Annotated in this window: 21 protein-coding genes; 7 read left to right on the top strand and 14 right to left on the bottom strand. The window is 65.8% G+C overall.

Annotated features, from left to right (window positions below):
• Positions 1–2: 2 nt before the first annotated feature.
• Genes ACR80S_RS05355 through ACR80S_RS05365 form a run of 3 tightly spaced genes read right to left on the bottom strand, consistent with a single transcriptional unit; the run spans position 3 to position 2,573 of the window.
• The gene (locus ACR80S_RS05355) at positions 3–1,040 is read right to left on the bottom strand and encodes an NAD(P)H-dependent flavin oxidoreductase (RefSeq protein WP_435402733.1); all 1,038 of its coding nucleotides are present in this window, start codon (positions 1,038–1,040) and stop codon (positions 3–5) included.
• A complete protein-coding gene (locus ACR80S_RS05360; protein WP_435399500.1) occupies positions 1,037–2,041 on the bottom strand; it encodes a YihY/virulence factor BrkB family protein in 1,005 nt (334 codons plus the stop codon). Before ACR80S_RS05360 ends, ACR80S_RS05355 begins: the two co-directional genes overlap by 4 nt.
• Positions 2,042–2,048: 7 nt before the next feature.
• Positions 2,049–2,573 carry a retropepsin-like aspartic protease family protein gene (locus ACR80S_RS05365; RefSeq protein WP_435402734.1) on the bottom strand — a complete coding sequence of 175 codons (525 nt, stop codon included), beginning with the start codon at positions 2,571–2,573 and terminating at the stop codon, positions 2,049–2,051.
• A 118-nt stretch (positions 2,574–2,691) separates the two neighbouring features.
• On the opposite strand from ACR80S_RS05365, the gene ACR80S_RS05370 reads away from it, so the two are divergent.
• Entirely contained in the window at positions 2,692–3,909 is a 1,218-nt protein-coding gene (locus ACR80S_RS05370) for an E22 family MetX-like putative esterase (RefSeq protein ID WP_435402735.1), read from the top strand.
• 51 nt (positions 3,910–3,960) lie between these two features.
• On the opposite strand, the gene ACR80S_RS05375 is transcribed toward ACR80S_RS05370, so the two are convergent.
• From ACR80S_RS05375 to ACR80S_RS05395, 5 genes are all read right to left on the bottom strand, one after another.
• Positions 3,961–4,707 (bottom strand): sulfite exporter TauE/SafE family protein, encoded by a 747-nt coding sequence (locus ACR80S_RS05375; protein WP_435399503.1) that lies wholly within the window; start codon positions 4,705–4,707, stop codon positions 3,961–3,963.
• A gap of 12 nt (positions 4,708–4,719) precedes the next feature.
• Complete coding sequence (locus ACR80S_RS05380) at positions 4,720–6,075, bottom strand: MFS transporter (protein ID WP_435399504.1); 1,356 nt, start codon at positions 6,073–6,075, stop codon at positions 4,720–4,722.
• 87 nt (positions 6,076–6,162) lie between these two features.
• Positions 6,163–6,861, bottom strand: a complete 699-nt coding sequence (locus ACR80S_RS05385; RefSeq protein WP_435402736.1) for an extensin-like domain-containing protein — start codon at positions 6,859–6,861, stop codon at positions 6,163–6,165.
• Positions 6,862–6,876: 15 nt separating this feature from the next.
• Positions 6,877–8,904: a CocE/NonD family hydrolase gene (locus ACR80S_RS05390; RefSeq protein ID WP_435402737.1), complete on the bottom strand. Its 2,028-nt coding sequence runs from the start codon at positions 8,902–8,904 to the stop codon at positions 6,877–6,879.
• 168 nt (positions 8,905–9,072) lie between these two features.
• On the bottom strand, positions 9,073–10,377 hold the full coding sequence (locus ACR80S_RS05395; protein WP_435402738.1) for an ATP-grasp domain-containing protein: 1,305 nt from the start codon (positions 10,375–10,377) through the stop codon (positions 9,073–9,075).
• Between the two features lie 111 nt (positions 10,378–10,488).
• Here ACR80S_RS05395 and ACR80S_RS05400 point away from each other — a divergent pair, with 111 nt between their 5' ends.
• Positions 10,489–10,776 (top strand): sll1863 family stress response protein, encoded by a 288-nt coding sequence (locus ACR80S_RS05400; RefSeq protein WP_435402739.1) that lies wholly within the window; start codon positions 10,489–10,491, stop codon positions 10,774–10,776.
• A gap of 35 nt (positions 10,777–10,811) precedes the next feature.
• Here the strand turns inward: ACR80S_RS05400 and ACR80S_RS05405 are convergent, their stop codons facing one another.
• The 4 genes from ACR80S_RS05405 to ACR80S_RS05420 all read right to left on the bottom strand — a co-directional run bounded on the left by ACR80S_RS05405 (position 10,812) and on the right by ACR80S_RS05420 (position 15,029).
• On the bottom strand, positions 10,812–12,005 hold the full coding sequence (locus ACR80S_RS05405) for a toxic anion resistance protein (RefSeq protein ID WP_435402740.1): 1,194 nt from the start codon (positions 12,003–12,005) through the stop codon (positions 10,812–10,814).
• Between the two features lie 75 nt (positions 12,006–12,080).
• Positions 12,081–13,022 (bottom strand): cobyrinic acid a,c-diamide synthase, encoded by a 942-nt coding sequence (locus tag ACR80S_RS05410; protein WP_435402741.1) that lies wholly within the window; start codon positions 13,020–13,022, stop codon positions 12,081–12,083.
• 87 nt (positions 13,023–13,109) lie between these two features.
• Positions 13,110–13,310 carry a hypothetical protein gene (locus tag ACR80S_RS05415; RefSeq protein ID WP_435402742.1) on the bottom strand — a complete coding sequence of 67 codons (201 nt, stop codon included), beginning with the start codon at positions 13,308–13,310 and terminating at the stop codon, positions 13,110–13,112.
• An 84-nt stretch (positions 13,311–13,394) separates the two neighbouring features.
• Positions 13,395–15,029, bottom strand: coding sequence for a BCCT family transporter (locus tag ACR80S_RS05420; protein WP_435399512.1), 1,635 nt, complete (start codon positions 15,027–15,029; stop codon positions 13,395–13,397).
• 199 nt (positions 15,030–15,228) lie between these two features.
• Here ACR80S_RS05420 and ACR80S_RS05425 point away from each other — a divergent pair, with 199 nt between their 5' ends.
• The 4 genes from ACR80S_RS05425 to ACR80S_RS05440 all read left to right on the top strand — a co-directional run bounded on the left by ACR80S_RS05425 (position 15,229) and on the right by ACR80S_RS05440 (position 17,838).
• Positions 15,229–16,224: an LLM class flavin-dependent oxidoreductase gene (locus ACR80S_RS05425; RefSeq protein ID WP_435402743.1), complete on the top strand. Its 996-nt coding sequence runs from the start codon at positions 15,229–15,231 to the stop codon at positions 16,222–16,224.
• Positions 16,221–16,934 (top strand): AzlC family ABC transporter permease, encoded by a 714-nt coding sequence (locus ACR80S_RS05430; protein WP_435399514.1) that lies wholly within the window; start codon positions 16,221–16,223, stop codon positions 16,932–16,934. The genes ACR80S_RS05425 and ACR80S_RS05430 overlap by 4 nt, the downstream gene beginning before the upstream one ends.
• Positions 16,931–17,245, top strand: coding sequence for an AzlD family protein (locus tag ACR80S_RS05435; RefSeq protein ID WP_435399515.1), 315 nt, complete (start codon positions 16,931–16,933; stop codon positions 17,243–17,245). Before ACR80S_RS05430 ends, ACR80S_RS05435 begins: the two co-directional genes overlap by 4 nt.
• Before the next feature lie 104 nt (positions 17,246–17,349).
• Positions 17,350–17,838: a hypothetical protein gene (locus tag ACR80S_RS05440; protein WP_435402744.1), complete on the top strand. Its 489-nt coding sequence runs from the start codon at positions 17,350–17,352 to the stop codon at positions 17,836–17,838.
• Between the two features lie 9 nt (positions 17,839–17,847).
• Here ACR80S_RS05440 and aroQ read toward each other — a convergent pair whose 3' ends face one another.
• A complete protein-coding gene (gene aroQ, locus ACR80S_RS05445; RefSeq protein ID WP_435402745.1) occupies positions 17,848–18,291 on the bottom strand; it encodes a type II 3-dehydroquinate dehydratase in 444 nt (147 codons plus the stop codon).
• 395 nt (positions 18,292–18,686) lie between these two features.
• Here aroQ and ACR80S_RS05450 point away from each other — a divergent pair, with 395 nt between their 5' ends.
• The gene (locus tag ACR80S_RS05450; protein ID WP_435402746.1) at positions 18,687–19,493 is read left to right on the top strand and encodes an SDR family NAD(P)-dependent oxidoreductase; all 807 of its coding nucleotides are present in this window, start codon (positions 18,687–18,689) and stop codon (positions 19,491–19,493) included.
• Between the two features lie 25 nt (positions 19,494–19,518).
• On the opposite strand, the gene ACR80S_RS05455 is transcribed toward ACR80S_RS05450, so the two are convergent.
• On the bottom strand, positions 19,519–21,294 hold the full coding sequence (locus tag ACR80S_RS05455; protein WP_435399519.1) for an ABC transporter substrate-binding protein: 1,776 nt from the start codon (positions 21,292–21,294) through the stop codon (positions 19,519–19,521).
• Positions 21,295–21,317 lie beyond the last annotated feature (23 nt).

Below are 21,317 nucleotides of genomic sequence, written 5' to 3' on the forward strand. Positions count from 1 at the left end.
GCTTACAGCCCTTTGGCCAGTTCGGCGATCACCTGGGCGGCGGGCACCTCGCGACAGCGGCTGGCGTTCTGGCCGGCCCACAGCGGCGAGAAGTCGCCGAGCCCGAGGGCCTCGGCGGCGGCACGCAGCGGGGCGATGGCGGCAGTGGCCAGAGGGAAGGCGGGGGCGGTGTCGCTCATGGGCCCCAGTTCGCGCATCAGCCGGGTAACGATGCCGCGGGCCGGGCGGCCGCTGTAGAGGTGGGTGAGCGCCGTGTGGCGGGCGGCCTCGCTCATCAGCGCCCGGCGGTGAATGGCCGAGATGCTCGACTCGGGGCAGCACAGAAAGGCCGTGCCCACCTGCACCGCGTCGGCGCCCAAGGCCCGTGCCGCCGCCACGCCCCGGGCATCGGCGATGCCCCCGGCGGCGATCAGCGGCACGCCCACCGCCGCGCGCACCTGGGGCAGCAGGGCGAAGGAGCCCACCTGGGTGGTGAGTTCGTCGGTGAGGAACATGCCGCGGTGGCCGCCCGCCTCCAGGCCCTGGACGATGATGGCATCGGCACCATTGTCCGCGAGCCACTCGGCCTCGGCCACCGTAGTGGCTGAGGAGAGCACCACGGCGCCCCAGCCCTTGACCCGCTCGAGCAGCGCGGCCTCCGGCAGGCCGAAGTGGAAGCTCACCACCTCCGGGCGGAAGGGCTCGATTGCATCGCAGGCCGCTGCATCGAAAGGGCGCCGACCGGGACCCTCGGGCACGGCGTCGATGTCCAGACCGAACTCGGCATACCAAGGGGCAAGGGCCTCATGCCAGCGCGCCATGGCGGCGGGGTCCGGTTCGGGCGGGGCATGGCAGAAGAAGTTGATGTTGATCGGAGCGGAAGTGGCACTGCGGATGACGGTGAGCTCCTTGGCCATGGCCAAAGGCGACAGCATGGCGCAGGGCAGCGCGCCGAGGCCGCCGGCTCGGGCCACGGCGACGGCCAGCTCGCTGCCCTGGGCCCCGGCCATGGGAGCCTGGAGAATGGGTAGTGCCATACCGAGGGTGTCGTTCAGGCTCATCGTGTTTCTCCCGGATCGTTTGGGTCAGCGGCATCCCCATCAGGGCGCCAGGGCCGCTGGTTCCCCAGGGTATCGGCCGCGAAGGCGCCGCGCTCGCCGAGGGGCTTGGGCTCACCGGTGGTGGTATCGCGGTGGGTCTGACGTTCCATTTCACTGTTGATCTCGGCCCCCAGCAAGACAACGAAGGCCGATAGCCAGAACCACATCATCAACACCACTACCGCGCCCAGCGAGCCGTAGAGCTCGCCGAGGTTTGCCACATGGCGAACATAGAGCGACAGCCCGCCGGACCCCAGCAGCCACAGCAGGATCGCAATGACGGTGCCGACACTGACCCACTCCCAGCGCGCGGACGTTCGATTGGGACCGAAGCGATAGAGCAAGGCGATGGTGAACATCATCACCAGCAACAGCACCGGCCAGCGCAACAGCCCGATCTGGTAGGTTAAAGAATCGTCCAGGCCGAGCGTGGCGACGGCCAGCGGGAAAAACGCAACGATGGCGATCGTGATCAGGGTCAACATGATCAGGCCGACGGTCATGGCGGCGACCACCAGGGCCCGCTTGAGAAATCCGCGTGACCCCTTCTCGCCATAGACGGCGTTCAGGCCGGTGATGACTCCCTGCACCCCTTTGGAGGCGACGAACATCGCCACGATCAGACTGACAAGCGCCGTCAAGCTGAGGCCGGTACCGGTGCTCTCGCCAATCTTGCGGGCCTGCTCATCGATCAGGCTCGCAACATCGGGTGGCAAATGGCGGGATATCTCGCCGATCTGGCGAGTCATCTCGTGGGGGTCGAACGCCAGCGCCCACAGCGAGATGATCGCAGCGATGGCGGGAAACAACGAGAGCAGGGAATAGAAGGCGATGCCGGCTGCCAGCAGGGTGACGCGATCGCTGGCCAGCGACTGACGAACCCGCCACAGGATATCGAGCCAACCGACACCAGGGATTTGCTCAGGCTTTTCGGCGCGACGGCCGCGAGGTCGGTCGGTCATGAATACCTCAGTCAATGCGTGCCGGATGAAGGATCATGCGGGCGTCGCGGATCTCGATGTCGAAGCGGTTGAGGAAGCTCATGCCGAGCAGCGCCACCTCGCCTTCCATGCCGGGGCTGATGGAGCCGCGCACCTCATTCGCCGCGAAGCCACCGAGGCGCACCTCGTCGAGGGTAGTGAGATCGCCGCGCACCCGACCGTTGGCGGTGTTGAACCAGGCGCTGCCGGTCGCCTCCAGCCCCAACCGCTCGGCCAGCGCCGCGGAGACGGCCACGTAGGTGGCACCGGTATCGAGCAGGAACTCCACCGGCTCGCCGTTGATGCGCCCGGTGGCCAGGAAGTGCCCGGCCCGGTTGCGCTCCAGCACTACCGAACTCTCGCCGCTCACGGCGTTGACCAGATGGGCATTGGGGTTGCGCTGGTCCTCCAGGTAACCGTGGAACCACCAGGTCCCGGCGCCGATCAACAGCATCCAGAACAGCAACATCATGCCGAGCCCGGTGCGCCGGACCGCTCTGTTGTCATCGTTCATGGCACGCCTCCCCGGCCATTGATGATCACGCCCATACCCGCATTGACACCCGACACCCCGCTGTCTGTACTGAACGCCGTCCGCTCGCTTACCCGGTCAACCACAAGGATAACGCCCCATGCAGGACAGCACTCAATTTTCGACCCCCGCCAGCGCCCATCATTCCCTCGCTGCCGGCGCCTGCCTCGGCGCCGCGCTGTTGCTGGCCAGCATCGCCCATGCCGGGGACGGCCTGGTGGAGAAGCAGGTCTTCGAGATGGCTGAGTACACCACCCGCGGCGGCGAGACCATCGCCCCGCTGGCGGTGGGCTGGGAGGCCTACGGCACCCTCAACGAGGCCCGGGACAACGCCATCCTGATCACCCACTTCTTCTCGGGTACCAGTCAGGCAGCCGGCCGCTACGCCGAGGAGGGGCCGGCCGGCTACTGGGACAGCATCATCGGACCCGGCAAGCCGTTGGATACCGACGAGTATTACATCATCGCCTCGGATACCCTGGTCAACCTCAACGCCCATGACCCGAACGTCACCACCACCGGCCCGGCGTCGATTCGCCCCGAGACCGGCGAGCCCTGGGGCCTGGACTTCCCCGTGGTCACCATCGGCGACTTCGTCGACGTCCAGAAGGCCCTGCTGGAGAGCCAGGGCATCAAGCGGTTGCACGCCGTGATGGGGGCCTCCATGGGGGCGCTGCAGGCCTTTGAGTGGGCCAGCAGCTATCCCGAGCGGGTCGAGCGGGTGATCCCGGTGATCGGCGCCGGCGAGGCCGACCCCTGGCTGCTGGCCACGCTCGGCGCCTGGTCCGCGCCGATCCGCCTGGACGCCAACTGGAACGGCGGCGACTACTACGACGGTGAGCCGCCGCTGGATGGCCTTCGCGAGGCGCTCAAGCTGGTCACCCTCAACGCCAACCACTGGCAGTGGGCCAACGAGACCTTCGACCGCAGCTGGGCCGAGGAGGACGCCGACCCGGCCCGGGACCTCCACGCCCGCTACGCCATCGAGCAGACCCTGGACGACATCGCCGCGGCCCGTGCCGAGATTGCCGATGCCAACCACCTGCTCTACCTGGTGCGGGCCAACCAGACCTTCATGACGGGCTACGGCGAGGGCCTGGAGGCGGGACTGGCGGCCATCGAGGCGCCGACGCTGATGCTCTACAGCGAGGACGACCTGGTCTTCGCCCCCCAGAGCGTGCGACGCACCGCCGAGCTGGTCGCCGCCGACGGTACCCCGGTGGAACTGATTCCGCTTTCGGGTACCCGGGGCCACCTGGACGGCGTTCTCTCCCTCGACCAGGCCGGCGAGGCGCTGAGCGACTTCCTGGCGAGGTAACGGGACCACGGAGGCACTCTCCATGACGCGGTCACTGGGAGCCAGATTCGTCTACCCTCCCAGTGATCGCAGCACGAGATAGCACCCCGCGGCCAGCAGCCCGATGAAGAAGATACGGCGGAAGGCCGCCTCCGACAGCCGTCGCCGCAACTGCTGGCCCAGCCGCATGCCAAGAAGTGCAGGGGCCAGGGCCAGGGCGGAGAGGCCCAGCAACTCGGCGGAAAGCAGGCCTTCACCGCCCATGGCCAGTCCCAGGCTCAGGGTGGCCAGGGTGAAGAGAATCCCCATGGCCTGAATCAACTGGTTCCGCGGCAGGCCCAGAGATTGCAGGTAGGCGACGCCGGGGAACACCGAGGAGCCGGTCATGCCGGTCAGCAGGCCATTGCCCAGGCCGCTCGCCACCCCGGCCCGGCGTTCATCGGCGACCGGCAGCCTGACGTTGATCTGCACGAGATTGAGCAGCGCATAGCCGATGATCAGCCCTCCCAGCAGCAGCGACAGCCAGCGGGCATCGACCCGGGCCAGCACCATCACCCCGGGCCAGACGGCTACCACGGAGCAGAGCAGGAAGGGCCAGAGCCGACGCAGGCTGTCCCTGAGATAACCGCCCACCAGCGCCTGCCAGAGGTTGGTGACGATGGTCGGAACCAGCAGCAGCGCCATGGCCGACTGCAGCCCCAGCGTCGCGGTCAGCAGCGCCAGCGACACCGTCGGCATGCCCATGCCGATGATGCCCTTGACCCCGCCGGCCAACAGGAAGGTAGCGGTGACGAGCAGGAGGATCAGCGGGTCGCCCATCACGGACGTCCCTCAGCGGCCATTACGCGCCTCCCACTCCACCGCCGCCTGCTGGCCCCGAGCCTGGTCGACAAACAGGCAGATCAGGATGGCGGCGATGAACAGCGCCGCGCAGAGCAGGATCGAGGCCTGCAGGCCCACCACCGTCTGCAGCAGACCCAGAGCCACGATCCCGAACACCCCGGCCAGCTTGTTGGCCAGGCCCCAGAAGCCGAAGAACTCGGCGGCCTTGCGCCGCGGCGAGAAGAGCCCCACCAGGGCGCGGCTGGCCGACTGGCTGGAGCCCAGCGAGAGCCCCGCCAGGCAGCCCACGAAGAGGAAGAGGTGCTGGGCCTCCCAGGCTAGCCCGAAGCGCTCGTTGAGGAAGGCGGTGACCTCCGGCGTGGCCCAGATGGCGATGATCGCCGCCACCCACAGGACCAGGGTGAACAGGTAGGTCACCTTAGTGCCGATGCGATCCTGGAGGAAGCCGAAGCCCAGCGCCCCCGCGGCGGCGGTGATCTGCACGATGATGAACATAAAGTTTCGGATCGACTCGTCCCAGCCGATCACCTGGGCGCCGTAGATGAAGGCGAAGGCGATGATGATGTAGACCCCCGCCATGGAGAACAGCAGCGATACCAGGAAGATGCCCAGGTCGCGGAAACGCCGGAGCTCATGCAGGGTGGTGGAGACCCGTTCCCAGGCGATCTCCCGATAGGGCTTGCCCGGTGGCTGGGGCGTGCCGTACTCCTTGACCCACAGGAAGGTGGGAATGGCGGTGACCAGGAAGAAGGCCGCCGCGAAGGGGCCCACCCAGCGAATGCGCTCGAAGTTCTCGGCGGTGGCCTCGCCCAGCGCCACCAGGGTGAAGCCCGCGGCGAATAGCCCGCCCACGTAGCCCAGCGCCCAGCCAAAGCCGGAGATCTTGCCCAGGTCCTCCGGCGGGCCCAGGTCGGGCAGGAAGGCGGCGATGAAGGACTCGCCCATGGAGTAAGCATAGTTGGAGACCACGATCAGTAGCAGGCCCAGCACCACATAGCCCGGCGCCACGAAGTAGAGCATGGCGGTGGTGGCCACGGTGGCCAGGTAGCTGACGAACAGGAAGCGCTTCTTGGCGGCCTGGTAGTCCATCACCGCCCCGCACAGGGGGCCGGTCACCACCACCAGCAGGTAACTGACCGCCAGGGCCAGGCTCCAAAGGAAGTTGGCCAGCCGGTAGCCGTCGTCGCGGTCGCCGACGATCACCGTGGTGAACAGCTCGCCGAACACCACGGTGATGATCAGCAGGGTGTAGGCCTGGTTGGCGAAGTCGAACATCGCCCAGCCGAAGATCTCCTTGCGCGAGGCACGGATCCGCGGCGTCGTGTCGCTGGTCAGGGGGGGCATGGGTCTTTCCTTGCGGGTCAAGACGGCAAGCCTATCAGCATGCGCCGCGGGCGCACCATCCAGGGCCACCGAGGGGTGCGACGCGCCTCAGCGGCAGAGCCGGAAGCCGCGCATGCCGAAATGAAAGTGGTCGGCATGGGCAGCATTGTAGTCGGGCCCCAGCACGTTGCCGAAGAGGTCGCAGGCGCCGTCACGGGCCTGGCGGAGGAACTCGCCCCGTTCGCCCTCCTCGTCCCAGTGGTCCAGCAGGCGAATCTCGCGGCCGTCGGCCAGGTGGAAGGCGGCCACATCCAGCGCCTCGGCGGTGGCATGCTCGCTGAGCCGACCCTCCTTCCGCCCATAGACATTGCGGCAGGCAAAGCTGCCCAGGTGCTCCACCCTCGCCACTTGGCTGCCCAGCACCGCTTCTGCGGCGGGCTGCAGCCGCTGCCGCTCGTAGATCGTCCACGCCAGCGCCAGCGGACACCGGGCCGCGAAGCTGGCATTGAAGTCGACGCCACTGCCCTGGACACGCACTACGTTCTCCAGCGGGCAGCCTTCGACCGGCTCGTGATCGTCCAGCGGTGTATAGCGAAGGCCACCCTCCGGCACCGCCTTCAGCACCGACAGGCAGCCCTCGCGATCGTCGGCCAGGCGTCGCAGCTTCCACCGCGTCAACGGCGTCAAGGGGTCATCGACATGGAGGGGCACAGCGGGATGCCAGTGGTGCGGAATCGCGGACTCGAAGCGCCACCAGGCCAGCGTCATGGCGCCGGCCAGCAGCAGAAGGATCAGCAGTCCGCGCATCGACCCGACGAGCGCCTAGACGAGATCACGGGGAATAATCTCGTCCCAGGTTCGCGCATAAATACGAGTATCGCCCTCCCAGGCATCCAGGGTGGCGCGAATCCGGAAATTGTCCGAGTCGCTGGTCAGCCGGGTGCGGGTCAGGGTATGCACTTCCCAGTCGCCACGCTTGAAGCTGCGCTGCCATTCCGTCCAGCCGCTGACGCTGTCGTAGTTACCGTAGGAGTACTGATAACGCTCGGTGACCCGGGCGGCGATCTCCAGATCGATGTCATCGATCCGGTAGCGTCCCTCGTCGTTGATCACCTCCAGGGTGGTGCGATCATTGGCCATGTCGCGGATCACCTGCCAGGTCTCCTGGGTCGGCTGCAGCAGGGTCTTGGCCAGCGGCGGCGCGCCCTCGGGCTCGGCGAAGGCCGGCAGTGAGGCTTCCTCCGCGGGTCGCGGCGCCCGCACCGGCAGCACCAGGCGGCTCTGCGCCGGCCAGACGGTGATGCGCGCAGGCTGCGGGGCCGGCCAGGCCAGCGGCCAGTAGCTGGTGGAGAGCGACAGGCGAATGGCGTGGCCGGGGGCGAACTGCTGGGCGATGTGCTTGAGCGGGATTCGCACCCGGTAGCGCTTCCCCGGCGCCAGGGGTTCGGGAAACTCGTCGCTGTTGCGGTGGGTGAGATTGAGCAGCCCGAAGGAAACCCGTGTGGCCTTGTCGTCTTCGGCGATGTCCGAGAGGCGCAGCGCGACCATGGCCACGGGCTGGTCGGCGGCGAGTTCGAGCTCGACCATCGGCGACCCGCAGATCTCCAAAGGTGCGTCCAGGCGAGGTGTCTGAAAGATCAGCGAACCGCCATCCTCGTCACGCTGGTCATGGGGCAGGTCCGGCGGGGCGTTGTAGGAGCACCACTTGCCGGCATAGAGCCCCACCGAGAGCGGCGAGCGAATGTCCAGCGTCGCATCGTCGTCCTTGCCGTCGGCTTCGGGAAAGAGGTCATGGCCGGCGGTGAGTCGGAACGAGCTGGGCAGGATGTTCGGCGATGGCCACTCCGGCTCGGCGACCCAGCGTCCAGGGCGCTCCTTGTAACGCGCCGAGGGCGGCACCGACTCCTGCATCCACAGGCGCAGCATCGGTTCCTCCATGATGCCGGTCTCCTCCCCCTTCAACCACTGGTCCCACCAGCGCAGCGACTCCTGCAGGAAACCGATCGCCGGGCCCGGCACCCCCAGGTGGGGGTACTTGTGGGCCCAGGGCCCCACCAACCCCTTGCGCGGCACGTCGATCCCTTCCAGAAGGCGGAAGACGGCATTGCAGTAGCCGTCGGCCCAGCCGCTGATGGCGTAGACCGGGCACTGGATAGCCGAGTAGTCCTCGCACACCGAACCGTGCTTCCAGTAGTCGTCGCGGCGCTGGTGCTCCAGCCACTGGGCGAGCCACAGACCACTGCCGTCCAGCCGCTCCAGCCACATCTCGCGCCAGCGCTCCCCCACCAGGTCGGGATCCGGCGGGCAGGCGTTGCCATCGAACATGGTCGAGGCCCAGGAGAGGTTGTCGCCCAGCAGGCAGCCGCCCATGTGGTGGATGTCGTCGGCGTAGCGATCGTCGGTGAAGCATATCGCAATCACCGCCTTGAGCTGCGGGGGACGCAGGGCGGCGATCTGCAGGCCGTTGAAGCCACCCCAGGAGATGCCGATCATGCCGACGTCACCGGTGCACCAGGGCTGGGCCTCGAGCCAAGTGAGGATCTCCAGGCCATCCTCCAGTTCGCTGGGCAGGTACTCGTCGGTGAGCACCCCGTCGGACTCCCCGGTGCCGCGGATATCGACCCGCACCCCGGCGTAGCCGTGGCCGGCCCAGTAGGGGTGCATCTGCACGTCGCGCTCGGCGGTGAGGTCGCGCTTGCGATAGGGGAGATACTCGAGAATGGCCGGCACAGGATGGCGGACGGCATCCACCGGGCGCCAGATCCTGGCCGCCAGGTGGGTGCCGTCCGCCAGGGGAATCCAGGTCTCCTCCTCCTGCACTTGGCGGGGAAAATCGCTGACGATACGCATGGGCCTGTCTTCCTTTTACGTGTGGTCTTGCGTGTCGCTTACGGAAACCTCAGCCCTGGATGTCGTCGAACTCGAAGGCCAGGCGTGCCACCAGCCGGTCATAATCGGCCAGTAGCTGCTNGCCTGTCTTCCTTTTACGTGTGGTCTTGCGTGTCGCTTACGGAAACCTCAGCCCTGGATGTCGTCGAACTCGAAGGCCAGGCGTGCCACCAGCCGGTCATAATCGGCCAGTAGCTGCTCGGCCGATGACGCGCCCAGATAGATATCCGCCAGCGCAAAACTGTAGGCGTCCTGTTCGGGCAGCGTGGAGAGGCGCTGACCCTCGACCACCTGCACCTCAATCATGCAGCCGGGGAAATCGGCCTCCACGGCGGCGAGTTCCTCGCAGGTGGGCACTCGGGTTACCACCGCATCCGTGAAGAACACCCGATGGAAGAACTTGGCCGCCATGGGAAACTGGCCGTCGCGATGGGGCATCTCGGGCCGCTGCCCCAACCCCAGGTCGACGGTGATCTGCTGGTGACTGACGCCATCGACCTTCGCGAAGAGATCGCAATGGGACTGGGCGATGCGGGTATTGATTTCCAGCAGCCAGATGCGTCCCTGCACCTCGTCCCAGAAGTACTCGACGTTGAAGGCAGAATTGTCGTAACCGATATGGCGCATGACGGTATCGGTCAGCTCGACCATGGTGGCCTGGATATCGTCGGGCAGCCCGGAAGGGTAGCGGTAGTGGAAGAAGCTCAGCACCTTCGGGTAACGCAGCGAGTCGACGATACCGTAGCTGACCACCTCGCCCTCGAAGACATAGCCCTCCAGCGTGCACTGCCAGCCGCCGATGATTTCTTCGGCCATGCAGAAGTGGCCGTCCACGGCGGCGATTTCCGGGGGCAGGCGGGCATGCTCGAGCACCGTGTTGAAGGGATCGGCGATGGTGCCGATGGAGTCACGCAGCTGCGCGATGGCCTGATAGAAATCTTCCGGGGTGTCGATGCGAAAGCCCAGCCGCGAGCCGGACGACTTGATTGGCTTGACGAAGAAGGGGAAATAGAGCCCTGCCTCGCCGATACGCATCATCGCCTCGTCATCGAAGGGATCGAAGGCAGTGAACTTGGGGATATGGTCGGGGATCACCTCGCGCTGGACTCGGCGACTCCAGTACTTGTGCTCGCACTTGAGCAGACTTTCCAGCGAGGTGCTGCGGATACCGAAGCGTTCGCAGAGAATCGGCAGCATGGTCGAGACCGGAAAATCCATGTAGCCGACGATGGCATCGATGGCGCCGTCGAAGGCCTCGAGTTCGACCGTGGCCTCCTCGAGCATGGAGGCGATATCGAAGATCTCGGTATCGTAGACGGCTTCCGGCGCGATAAGTCCATGAAAGCGCCAGTTCTCGGCACCGCGCAGCGTCTCGAGTCGCGCCCGATTCAAGTCGTTGAGCCCTATCACGAAGATATTCTTGCTGTCCGTCATCATGAGTTTCCTTGGGTCGCTTTCGGGAAATGCGATGGTGCAAGATCACTATACTTGTTCAGCGTAGCCCAGTAGCAGAGAACCAGACCGAACCGTACTGGAGACATCGCCATGAGCAGCCGCGACGAATTCGTCAAAGAAATGAAGGATAGGCTCGACGAGTGGAATGCCGAGATCGACGAGTTGAGCGCCAAGGCCCGCCAGGCCAGTGACGAGGCCAGGGTCAAGTACCAGGAAGACATCGAGCGGCTGAAGAAGCATCAGGCGGAGACGCAGGAGAGGCTCGATGAGCTTCAGCATGCCAGCGAAACGGCCTGGGATACCGTCCGCAAAGGCATGGAGGACTCCTGGGACCTGATGCGCAAGGCCTTCCGGGACGCTTTTTCACATTTCAAGTGAGCCTCGCTTCAAGCAAGTCTCATTTCAACCAAGCCTTATTTCAGGTAGGCATTGTTCCCGCTGCCTTCCCGGAGCCGCTCGATGGAGGCACTACCCTGCCGTGACAGATCGGCCAGGCGGTCGATCTGCTCGTCCAGCCGGGGCAGGGCCTCCTGCCGATAGGTCGAGAGATCGTCGATCGCGCCCATTACCTCGCCGAAGGCCTCCTCGAGCACCTGCATGTCGAGCATCGCGCCGGACGCCCGCTTCTGGATGTCCACGCCTTGCTGACGCAAGGCCTTGGCGGTTCCGCCGATCATCTGGGACGTCGTGGTATTGAGGGCCTCGATACGATCGAGCACCAGGCGCTGGTTGGCCATGGCCATGGCCACGGTGACCGCCACGGTAAGCGCAGAGACCGTCACGTTGATGGCACGGTCCACCCCGCGCATCAATTCCCGGTTATTGCGGATGATGACTTCCAGCGCCAGCACGCCCTGCTGGCTCACCGCCAGTTGCTGTTGTAGATCGACGATGCGCTGGCGCAGCGGGAAGAGCAGTTCCTCCTCCAGGAAGCGACGTCGGGGATCGTCGGCATCGCGAGCCGCGATATCGTCCTTAAGGCGGTTATCGATCAAACGCCCCAGGGCGATCTGGCGGTTCAGCTCGCGCAGGATATCGCCCAGGGCCTTCTGGTCGTCGCTCAGGGTGAGGTTGTCGCGATGCAGCATATCGCGGCCACCTTCCAGGTCGCCAATGATGGCGTCCAGCGCCTGCTGGGCATTCTCGAATTTCTGGAAGTAGCGCTGCAGGCGGCTGTCGACACCGGGAATCATCGAAAGGAAACGATCCAGGACACTCGGCGCCAGACGATGGCGAGAAGGATTGAGCCCGTCCATGCGCCCTCGCAGATCGACGAGCGCCTTGGCCACCGGACCACCCTCGTCGCCCTGGTGAGCCAGCTTGCGCAGCGGCGTCTGCAACATGGCACTGCGATGGGCGGCCTGCTGTTGCAATTCCAGACCCATCTCGTCAACGGCACGCCGCTGACGCATTACCGCGTCTTCGTCACTCTCGCCACCTTCGGCGAGTACCTCCGCGACGAAACGGTCGGCCATGGCTTCGAGCTCGGGATCGATGTCCCGCTCGTCGGGACCGGCCAAATCAGCCCGGGTAGTCTCCAGTTGGCCGGCAATTTCCTCCACCGGCGGTAGCGAGAGGCGACGGTCGCCATCGAATTGCTGGGTCATGGGCACCTCCTGGGTGATAAAAAACCCGTCATGAAAACCATCGTGAAAGCCGTCACGGCATCACCGGCCGACGGATCAATCCTTGCGAGCGTAACGATCGGCACCCTCGACGAAGCGGCGCAGGTCCTCCAGCGCCTTCTCGGCGGTGACCGAAGCTTGGGGGCGGGCCGTCTCGATCTGCGCCATGGCGACGGCGGTGTCGTCGAGCACGGTCAGCGCCGATTCGATACGGGCGGAGTGCGCATCCAGCCGCTGTTCGGTTTCTACTAGCAGATCCAGGCGCCGCACCAGGGCGGCGCGCTCCTCCTCACTCAACCGCTTGCCTTCGCGTGACAGCCGACGACGCACGAAGTTGCCATCCACACTGACCACGCCTCGCGCCTGTGACTCCATGGTGTGCAGGGTATCCACCGCACCGAGACAGACCTCGGCCACCAGGCCGCGTGAGCGCTCGAAGGCCAGTTCGCCGCTGTGGAAACGGCTGCCCAGCACGTCCAGCACATGGCGATAACGGCTGTACAGGCGGTCGGCTTGGATCGCCAGGTCGGGACGATTGACATCCAGCAGGCCCTGCTTGGCCCGACACATCGCCAACACCAGGTCGTCGGCGCCCTGTGGGGGCTTTGCCGGATCGAGCACGGCAAGGCCAGCCTCATGGGCCTCGCGTTCCTGTTGGGCGCGCTGACGCCGCGATTCGGCCGCTGCCAACGCCTGTCGACGCCCCTCCCGACGGCGAGCCAACCACCCACGCAGGGTTCGCTCGACGGGCAGCGCCACGGGAATGGCCACGATGCCCGCCAGCCAGCCAACAAGGCTCGGGCCGAAGCCGCCCCATAGGGAGGTCAGCCAGAGCAACATGCTGATGAAGGGAACCACCAGGCCGTAGCGGACCCAGACCTGCCAGCGGGAGGGGGATTCGAAGGCCAGCGCCAGGCGCGGGTTGGCCAACCCCACCAGCAGCCAGGGTAGGCAGGTCATGAAGAGACCATAGGAAAAGCCCTGCAAGAATCCCAACATGGGGATCGGTATCCTTCATCCGGCGGGGGGAGCTTCGAGTGTAGAGCAACCGGTCGAGCGAGACGACCGTCGTGGGTATGATTGACGTCAGCCCCTGAAGAACGGGAGCAGCAGGGTCAACAGCAACGCCACCCCTCCCACCACCAGCGCCACGATCACGGCGACATCCACCAGACGATCGAGCCAGCGATCGAGCCTGGCACCGCCAGGCAGACGGATACCGCGCCGTGGCTGGCGCCGTCTGGAGGCCCCGCGGCGGGGGCCGCGGGCGCTGGGCATGAGCGACATGGTCGAAGTCCGTTTTTACCATTTCTCTGAGCTTACGGCTTGCGCTGCCGCCAGGCCAGTGGTGGCGGCCCAGGACGGGCCGCGCTACATGCTTTCGCGGCGATTGATGCGACGGTTGACCACATTGGGCGCCCGACGCAGGCGCTCCTCCTCACCCAGCAGCTCCGCCTCGAAGGCGTCGGCGCCCACCGGGGTCTCGCCGTGGCGACGGTAGAGCTGGGTGAGCATCGCCTTGCGGTCGGCGCGCAACTCGCGCACCAGCACGATCACCATGCCGTAGAGGATGAAGGTGAAGGGCAGCGCCGCGAGCACCGAAGCCGACTGCAGCCCGGCAAGGCCGCCGGCGGCGATCAGCGTCAGGCAGATGGCGGCGATCAGCACGCCCCAGATCACCCGCTTGTAGAGCGGCGGGTTGATGGAGCCATTGTCGGTCATCTGGGCCACGATGTAGGAGGCAGAATCCGCCGAAGTGACCAAGAAGATGAAGATCAACAGCATCGCCACCACCGAGAGCAGGCCGCTGAAGGGCATCAGGGCGAACATCTCGAATAGTGCCACGGTGATGTTGGCCTGGGTGGCCGCGGCCAGGCCCACGTCGCCATTCAACTCCATGTGGATGGCCGCACCGCCGAACACACCGATCCACAGGCAGGCCAGCAACGGCGGCACCACCAGAACGCCGAACACGTACTCCTTGATGGTGCGCCCGCGGGAGACCCGCGCCACGAAGGTCCCCACGAAGGGCGACCAGGCGATCACCCAAGCCCAGTAGAAGATGGTCCAGCTGCTCGCCCAGGCGTTGTCGCTGTAGGGCGAGATGCGCAGGCTCATGCCGATGAAGTTCTGCAGGTAGTCACCGAGCCCCAGGGTGATGGTCTCGAGGATGGCCACGGTAGGGCCGGTCACCAGCACGTAGAGCATCAGGCCGATGCATAGGATCATGTTGAGGTTGGAGAGGCGCTTGATGCCCTTGTCCAGGCCCGACCAGGTGGAAGCCATGTAGGCCAGGAACATCACCGAGAGAATCAGGAACTGCCAGAGCACGCTCTCCGGCACGCCGAATACGGCGTTGAGGCCGCCGTTCATCTGCAGCACGCCCAGCCCCAGCGAGGTCGCCACCCCCATCACCGTGGCCACCACGGCGAAGATATCCAGGGCCGGGGCATAGCGGCGCGCGCTGGGGTGCTTGGCGGTCACCGAGGAGAGCACCGAGGAGACCAGCCCGGCCTGGCCCTTGCGGAACTGGAAGTAGGCGATGATCAGGCCCACCACCGCGAAGGCCGCCCACTGGTGGATCCCCCAGTTGAAGTAGCTGTACTGGATCGCATAGCGGGCCGACTCGGTGGTTTCGGCGGTCACATCGCCGTAGGGGGGATCGATGTAGTGGAACATCGGCTCGGCCATGCCGTAGAACACCAGGCCGACGCCGAAGCCGGCCGCCAGCAGCATGCTGACCCAGGAGAAGAAGCTGTAGCTCGGGGTGCTGTCCTGGGGGCCGAGGCGAATCTTGCCGTACTTGCTGAAGGCCAGGCCCAGCAGAAAGATCACGAAACCAAAGACCGAGAACAGGTAGAACCAGCCGAACAGCCGGGTGACCCCGGCCAGGGCGGCGCTGGCGACGCTGCCGAAGCCCTCGGGGAACGCCGCCCCTACGGCCACCAGCGCCAGGATGATGAGTGCAGAGACGGTAAAGACCGTCTTACCTCCGTGGTCTGCCATGCAAGCGCCCTTCTGTGCAGGATTTGTACAAGAAGCACCCTATCAGCTTGTGCCCGCATTTTCATGGCGATGTGCTTGCTCGCCCCAGCGCCCTTCTCGGCCTGGCCGGCGATACGGCATATCGATCTCGGGGGATTGCACGGCGGTCTGGCGGTCCCCATGGTAGGCTTCATCAGCAGGCTAACTTTCTGGAGGTCCCATGCCCCGTCTCGCCGACACGCCCCTCTCCGTCCTCGACCTGGCCCCGATCCGCGAGGGTGGCAGCGCGGCGGACAGCTTCCGGGAGAGTGTCGCCCTGGCACGGCTGACCGAGCGCCTGGGCTTTACCCGCTTCTGGCTCGCCGAGCACCACGGCATCGAAGGCATCGCCAGCGCCGCCACCGCCGTGCTGATCGGCCACGTGGCCGGCGCCACTAAGCGCATCCGGGTGGGCAGCGGTGGCATCATGCTGCCCAACCACCCGCCGCTGGTGATCGCCGAGCAGTTCGGCACCCTGGAGTCCCTCTATCCCGGGCGCATCGACCTGGGCCTGGGCCGCGCGCCGGGCTCCGACGGCGCCACCATGGCCGCCCTGCGCCGGGACCCCTACGCAGGCGTGGAGGACTTCCCTCAGCGCCTCGCGGAGCTGCAGGGCTTTCTCGGCGACGAGCAGCCCGGCCAGCGGGTGCGTGCCGTCCCCGGCCAGGGCACGAAGGTGCCGCTCTGGCTGCTCGGCTCCAGCGGCTACAGCGCCCAGCTGGCGGCCCGTCTCGGCCTGCCCTTCGCCTTCGCCGCCCAGTTCGCCCCCGGCTACCTGTTCGAGGCGCTGCGCCTCTATCGCGACAACTTCCGCCCCTCGGCGGTGCTGGAGAGGCCCCACGCCATGGTCGGCCTGCCGGTGATCGCCGCCGAGAGCGACGCCATGGCCGAGTACCTGGCCACCACCGCGCGGCAGAAGTTCCTGGGCATGATCCGCGGTCAGCGCACCTGCGCGAAGCCGCCGGTGGAGCACCTGGAAATGACACCCATGGAGGAGAGACAATTACAGCAGTTCCTGGGTGCGGCCATCGTCGGTGGCCCCGAGACCGTAGGCGAGGGACTCGAGAGCTTCCTGGAGCAGACCGGCGCCGATGAGCTGATGCTCAACACCGATGTGTTCACCCTGGAGGACCGCCTGAGGAGCTATGAGCTCGTTGCCGAGGCATGGCGTTCATGACCCAGGACGACGCCTCACGGCCGCGCCTGGGCCACCTCCTCGAAGGCGTCCGACGCATGGCCCCGCTGTCGCTGTTCGTGATCGTCTTCGGATTGGCCTTCGGCGTCGCCGCCCTGCAGCAGGGGCTCTCCGGCCTGGAGACGCTGCTGATGAGCGGCCTGGTGTTCGCCGGGGCCGCCCAGTTCGCGACCCTCGAGCTGTGGGGCGACACCATCCCGCTGGTGCCCCTGGTGGCCATCACCCTGGCGATCAACGCCCGCCACCTGCTGATGGGTGCGGCCTTCTACCCCCACCTGCGCGACCTGCCCGCCGGCCGGCGCTACGCCAGCCTGATCCTGCTCAGCGACGCCAACTGGGCCATGGCCATGGGTGGCGGTTCCACCGCGGCGCGGCTGGGCATCCTGGTCGGCGGCGGCCTCGCCCTGTGGACCACCTGGATGATCGGCACCGGCCTGGGCGTGGCCTTCGGCAGCGGCATCGGCGAGCCCGAGCGCTTCGGGCTGGACGCCATCATGGGGTGCTTCCTGCTGGCCATGCTGGTAGGCGACAAGCGCGACCTCTGGGTGCTGCTGCCCTGGGGCGCCGCGGCCCTGGCCGCCCTCGCCTCGATGGCCTGGCTGCCGCCCCACGCCCACGTGATCGTCGGGGCCCTGGCCGGCGGACTGGTGGGCCTGCTGCTGCCTCCCGCGCGCCAGGAGGCCACGCCATGACCCTGACGGCCGCGAACGGCGGCGTGCTGCTGGCCATCGTGATCATGGCGCTGACGACCTACCTGACCCGCGCCGGCGGAGTCTTCGTGATGGCCCGGGTTCCCATTGGTCCGCGCGTCGAGCGCTTCATCAACGCCATGGCCGGCTCGGTGCTGGTGGCGGTGATCACCCCCATGGCGGTGAGCGGCGACGGCGGCGCCCGGGTGGCGCTGGTGGCTACGGCAGTGGTGATGCTGGCCCTGCGCAAGCCGTTGCCGGCCATCACCGCCGGCATCCTGACCGCCGCGCTGTGGCGCCTGGCCGTATCCTGACCCATCATCGGAACGAAGCGCCCCGACCGTTTTCCAAGGGGGTCAGCCCCTGTAGGCGCGCCGCTTGCGGCGGCGGCCTGCTCCGTACCCGACCGGAGAGATCCATGAACGATTCCCGAGGCCCCCAGCGGGATCCCCGCCGAGACCCCCAGGACAACCCCGCCTGGCGTGCCGCCCAGGCGTGGCAGCAGCGCGCCAGACAGACCCAGGGCAGCGGCCTTCTCGGCGGCCTGAAGATGCTGCTGGCCTGGCTGCTGTTCGGCGCCATGATGATCGTCGCCCTGGTGCTGGGGCTGTTCTTCCTCCTGCTGGGCTGGGCACTGATGCCGCTGCTGCGCTACCGGCTGAAGAAGCGCATGGAGCAGATGCGTGCAGACCAGGCCGAGGACGTGGGCAGCGGCTCCCACGCCCAGCAGGCGCACTACCGTGAGACCCGCTACCGCGAGACCCACAGCGCCGACGGGCGCTATCGAGAGCAGCAGGTGCTGGAGGGGGACTTTGAGGTCAAGGGTGATGAGATCGAGGGCAACGCAACCAGGGACAGTGAACTCAAGGACAGTGAACTCAAGGACAGTGAGCGCCGCCGCGACTGACGCTTGCCGTCAGCCTGGCTGGCGCATCACCGCCTCCAGGGCGGCGCGATAGCCCTGGCTGCCGAGCCCGGCGATCACTCCGTCGGCTCGCATCGAGACGTAGGAGTGATGCCGGAAGTTCTCGCGCTGGTGGACGTTGGAGAGGTGCACCTCGATCACCCGCCCCTCGAAGGCGTTGAGGGCATCGAGAATCGCCACCGAGGTATGGGTGTAGGCTGCCGGGTTGATGATGATGGCGTCGGTGTCGTCCAGCCGCGCCGCCTGGATCCAGTCGATCAGTTGGCCCTCGTGGTTGCTCTGCCGGCAGGCGATCGCCCACCCCTCCAGCGCCGCCCGCTCGAAGAGCCCGTTGTCGATGTCCTCGAGGGTCTCGTGGCCATAGATTTCCGGCTGGCGTGTGCCCAGCAGGTTGAGGTTGGGGCCATGCAGTACTAGTACCTTTCGCTGACTCATCAGACAGTCTTCCGCACCGTGTAATCCGAGTATTCAAGAGCGCCATCCACGCGCCTCTCCCCTACCCGACGATTGTGTGTCGCCGCCCCAGGGGTTGCAAGGCAGGTAGCCGAACCCGCTTCCGGGCCACCAAGGGACTAACGTTCGACCCCGCTTCTCGACACTGAAAAATCCAATCTGGTCAGATTCGCCCCCGCACCCGCTGTGAATTACTGCTGGCCTTACCGACAATGCGTGTCAGCAAGGCTACAGCGGAATCTCATATCGCCCGGCTTCATGCCCGGGAGCCCATGAGCCGCCAGTAGCGCCAAGGCCGGCCTCCGGCAACGGGGCCTTGAATTGAGACATGGCATGTTGTCATGACTTCACCTTCAACAAATCCAACAGGTGACCCGATGGATAAGACACGCTTAGCAGGAAAGAACTGCCTGATTACCGGTGCAGCACGCGGCATGGGTGCCGCTGTGGCCGAGCACTATGCCGCCCAGGGCGCGAATGTCTGCGTGGCAGACCTCAACATCGAGGGCTGCGAGGAGGTCGCGCAGCGCATCAACGGCAAGGATGGCGGCAAGGCCATCGCGGTCAAGCTCAACGTGACCGAGAGAGACCAGGTGAAGGCGGCCGTCCAGGCCACCGTCGAAGCCTTCGGCAGCCTCAACGTCATGGTCAACAACGCCGGCATCAACAAGCCGCTGATGTTTCTCGATATCACCGAGGAGAACTGGCACCAGATCATGGATGTCAATGCCCTGGGCTGTCTGTTAGGCATGCAGGAAGCCGCCAAGCAGATGATCGCGCAGGGCAAGGAGAACGGACCCTACAAGATCCTCAACGTGGGTTCCATCCTGTCGCGCCAGGCCTTCGATGATGTGGTGCCCTACTCCTGTAGCAAGCACGCCGTACTGGCCATGATCAACGGGGGTGCCAAGGCGCTGGTCGACCACAACATCACCGTCAACGGCTACGGCCCCGGTGTCGTGCGCACCGAGCTCTGGGAGCAGCTCGACAAGGACCTGGTCAGCATCGGCAAGTTCGACAAGCAGGGCCAGTCCATGGACCAGCTCGCCGAAAAGATGATCCTGATGAAGCGTTACTCCTACCCGGAAGATGTGGTCGGCACCGCCTCCTTCCTGGCCAGCCAGGAATCGGACTACATGACCGGCCAACTGCTGATGATCGATGGCGGCATGATCATGCAGTGATAGCACCGTCAACCCGGCCGATGGATCAGTAGTATCCCTTGTCGCGCATCACCCGATCGGCCCTGTCCTGCGCCATGGACAGGGCCTTCTTGATGGAGCGGCGCCCGTCGAGTACCTCGAAGATCTCGTTCCCGGCGATGGTGATCAGGTCGGTGATACCCGGCACCGGTGGGCGCGGCCAGGCCTGCAGGAGATCCTTTCTCGCCATTTCATCGACGGTTTGTATCAGCGGCGACAGCGCCGAGACCTCCGGGTCCTGGCTGACGCTGAAGCGAGACGTGACCAGGCTACCGTTCAATATATAGAGCTTGGACATGCTTCGGCACGTCAGGTGGCGCAAGGCCGCCCAGGCGGATTCCACTCGCTCTTCCGACAGGTTGGCGGGAATGGCCAGGGAGTAGCCACCGATGGGAACGAAGGGGCGACCGTGGTTACCGACGGTGTGGGGAAGATAGCCGGTGTTCTGCCAGGCCGGCGATGCCTCGTTGAGTTCGAACAACGGGGCAAGCGACGTGTAGGTGTAAGCCATGCCGACCTCACCCGCCGCATAGGATCTGGCACGCTCGTACCAGGACATCTGCAGGATAGTAGGAGGCGAATACGGCAGGATATCCAGCATGTATTCGCAGGCACGGAAGGCGGCATCCGACAGGAACATGGGGCGCAGCTGATCCCCCGCCGCATGCTCGAACTCATAGCTTCCATCGATACGTGGAAGGTTGATGAGCGGCTGACCGAATTTCGCCATCAGGAAGGCAAGGGTATGACCCAATGGCGTTCCCCTGGCCGCATTCCAGGCGATGCCATAGAGCCCCTTGCCGGGATCGTGAATCGCCTTGGCTACCCTGATCAGTTGCTCCGTGGTCGTCGGGGGTCTCAGGCCGGCGCTATCCAGGATGTCCTTGCGATAGCACAGGAGCTCCGGCGTGGTCTGCACCGGTAGACCGTACTGCTTTCCCGCATGGCGGGAACTCTGGATGGCCACCGGGTGGAAGTCGGATAGATCGTACCCATCTCGTTCGATGAAGGGGTCCAGGGGCAACAGCATCTCCTGTGACGCCAACTCTCCGAACCAGGGAAGGTTGCAGGTGATGACGTCATAGCGAGAGTGAGCAAAGCCCGCATTGGCCAGAATCTCCTCGCGCAGGCTGTCGATCGACTTCGCCTTGTTACTGACGCTGACCCCGAAGATCACTTCAAGCTGGCGCTTGAGGTTATGCATCGCCATGAAGGTGGGATCGGCGTGCATCAGGACCCTCAGCCCTCCCTTGAGATCAAGACGTTGAGACAGCACGGCGGGTGGTGATATGACGTCGGAGGACTGGTAGGGCCCGTCCAGGACAATCCGGCTCGTCGCGTCGGATGTCGGGTCCAGCCCCAGGGTATCTCCCAACAGGGCCTTGATCCGGGCTGCATAGTTCTCCCACTCCTCGATCATCCTGCGCGAGGGGTGCAGCGAGACCGTCTTGCCCGACTTCGTCCTGGGGCGGGAAAGGATCAGCCCGCGACTGATGATGCTCTCTATCCCGCGTTTGGCGGTGCCATAGGTGAGCCCGGAGGAATCCGCCAGCGAGGTGGGCGTGGTGAGCCGGCCGGCCAGGTGGTTGCGCATGACGTGAATCATCATGCGCATCTCCCGGTAACCGTGACTCATGCTGAGGGCGTCCTCGGTCTCCGCCTCGTACTTCTCGATGAAGTCGATGAAGCGTGCGAGTTCCGTGTTGGAGAGCTTCGGCATCGGCGTCTCGGACAGCCTGTCGTAGGGGCCCTCCGGATGGCTCTCGTCGAGAAGCTCGTTCATGTTCGCCTCATGTCAGGGATAGG

The organism is Halomonas salsilacus (assembly GCF_051216275.1).
GTDB lineage: Bacteria > Pseudomonadota > Gammaproteobacteria > Pseudomonadales > Halomonadaceae > Halomonas.

What these genes read in the sequence shown, in the direction of transcription:
- ACR80S_RS05440 (WP_435402744.1), top strand. Translation starts at nt 17,350, where the DNA reads ATGAACGATTCCCGAGGCCCCCAGCGGGATCCCCGCCGAGACCCCCAG.
- ACR80S_RS05410 (WP_435402741.1), bottom strand. Translation starts at nt 13,022, where the DNA reads ATGTTGGGATTCTTGCAGGGCTTTTCCTATGGTCTCTTCATGACCTGC.
- ACR80S_RS05435 (WP_435399515.1), top strand. Translation starts at nt 16,931, where the DNA reads ATGACCCTGACGGCCGCGAACGGCGGCGTGCTGCTGGCCATCGTGATC.
- ACR80S_RS05405 (WP_435402740.1), bottom strand. Translation starts at nt 12,005, where the DNA reads ATGACCCAGCAATTCGATGGCGACCGTCGCCTCTCGCTACCGCCGGTG.
- ACR80S_RS05365 (WP_435402734.1), bottom strand. Translation starts at nt 2,573, where the DNA reads ATGAACGATGACAACAGAGCGGTCCGGCGCACCGGGCTCGGCATGATG.
- ACR80S_RS05415 (WP_435402742.1), bottom strand. Translation starts at nt 13,310, where the DNA reads ATGTCGCTCATGCCCAGCGCCCGCGGCCCCCGCCGCGGGGCCTCCAGA.
- ACR80S_RS05385 (WP_435402736.1), bottom strand. Translation starts at nt 6,861, where the DNA reads ATGCGCGGACTGCTGATCCTTCTGCTGCTGGCCGGCGCCATGACGCTG.
- ACR80S_RS05380 (WP_435399504.1), bottom strand. Translation starts at nt 6,075, where the DNA reads ATGCCCCCCCTGACCAGCGACACGACGCCGCGGATCCGTGCCTCGCGC.
- ACR80S_RS05370 (WP_435402735.1), top strand. Translation starts at nt 2,692, where the DNA reads ATGCAGGACAGCACTCAATTTTCGACCCCCGCCAGCGCCCATCATTCC.
- ACR80S_RS05355 (WP_435402733.1), bottom strand. Translation starts at nt 1,040, where the DNA reads ATGAGCCTGAACGACACCCTCGGTATGGCACTACCCATTCTCCAGGCT.
- ACR80S_RS05390 (WP_435402737.1), bottom strand. Translation starts at nt 8,904, where the DNA reads ATGCGTATCGTCAGCGATTTTCCCCGCCAAGTGCAGGAGGAGGAGACC.
- ACR80S_RS05375 (WP_435399503.1), bottom strand. Translation starts at nt 4,707, where the DNA reads ATGGGCGACCCGCTGATCCTCCTGCTCGTCACCGCTACCTTCCTGTTG.
- aroQ (WP_435402745.1), bottom strand. Translation starts at nt 18,291, where the DNA reads ATGAGTCAGCGAAAGGTACTAGTACTGCATGGCCCCAACCTCAACCTG.
- ACR80S_RS05360 (WP_435399500.1), bottom strand. Translation starts at nt 2,041, where the DNA reads ATGACCGACCGACCTCGCGGCCGTCGCGCCGAAAAGCCTGAGCAAATC.
- ACR80S_RS05400 (WP_435402739.1), top strand. Translation starts at nt 10,489, where the DNA reads ATGAGCAGCCGCGACGAATTCGTCAAAGAAATGAAGGATAGGCTCGAC.
- ACR80S_RS05395 (WP_435402738.1), bottom strand. Translation starts at nt 10,377, where the DNA reads ATGACGGACAGCAAGAATATCTTCGTGATAGGGCTCAACGACTTGAAT.
- ACR80S_RS05420 (WP_435399512.1), bottom strand. Translation starts at nt 15,029, where the DNA reads ATGGCAGACCACGGAGGTAAGACGGTCTTTACCGTCTCTGCACTCATC.
- ACR80S_RS05425 (WP_435402743.1), top strand. Translation starts at nt 15,229, where the DNA reads ATGCCCCGTCTCGCCGACACGCCCCTCTCCGTCCTCGACCTGGCCCCG.
- ACR80S_RS05450 (WP_435402746.1), top strand. Translation starts at nt 18,687, where the DNA reads ATGGATAAGACACGCTTAGCAGGAAAGAACTGCCTGATTACCGGTGCA.
- ACR80S_RS05430 (WP_435399514.1), top strand. Translation starts at nt 16,221, where the DNA reads ATGACCCAGGACGACGCCTCACGGCCGCGCCTGGGCCACCTCCTCGAA.
- ACR80S_RS05455 (WP_435399519.1), bottom strand. Translation starts at nt 21,294, where the DNA reads ATGAACGAGCTTCTCGACGAGAGCCATCCGGAGGGCCCCTACGACAGG.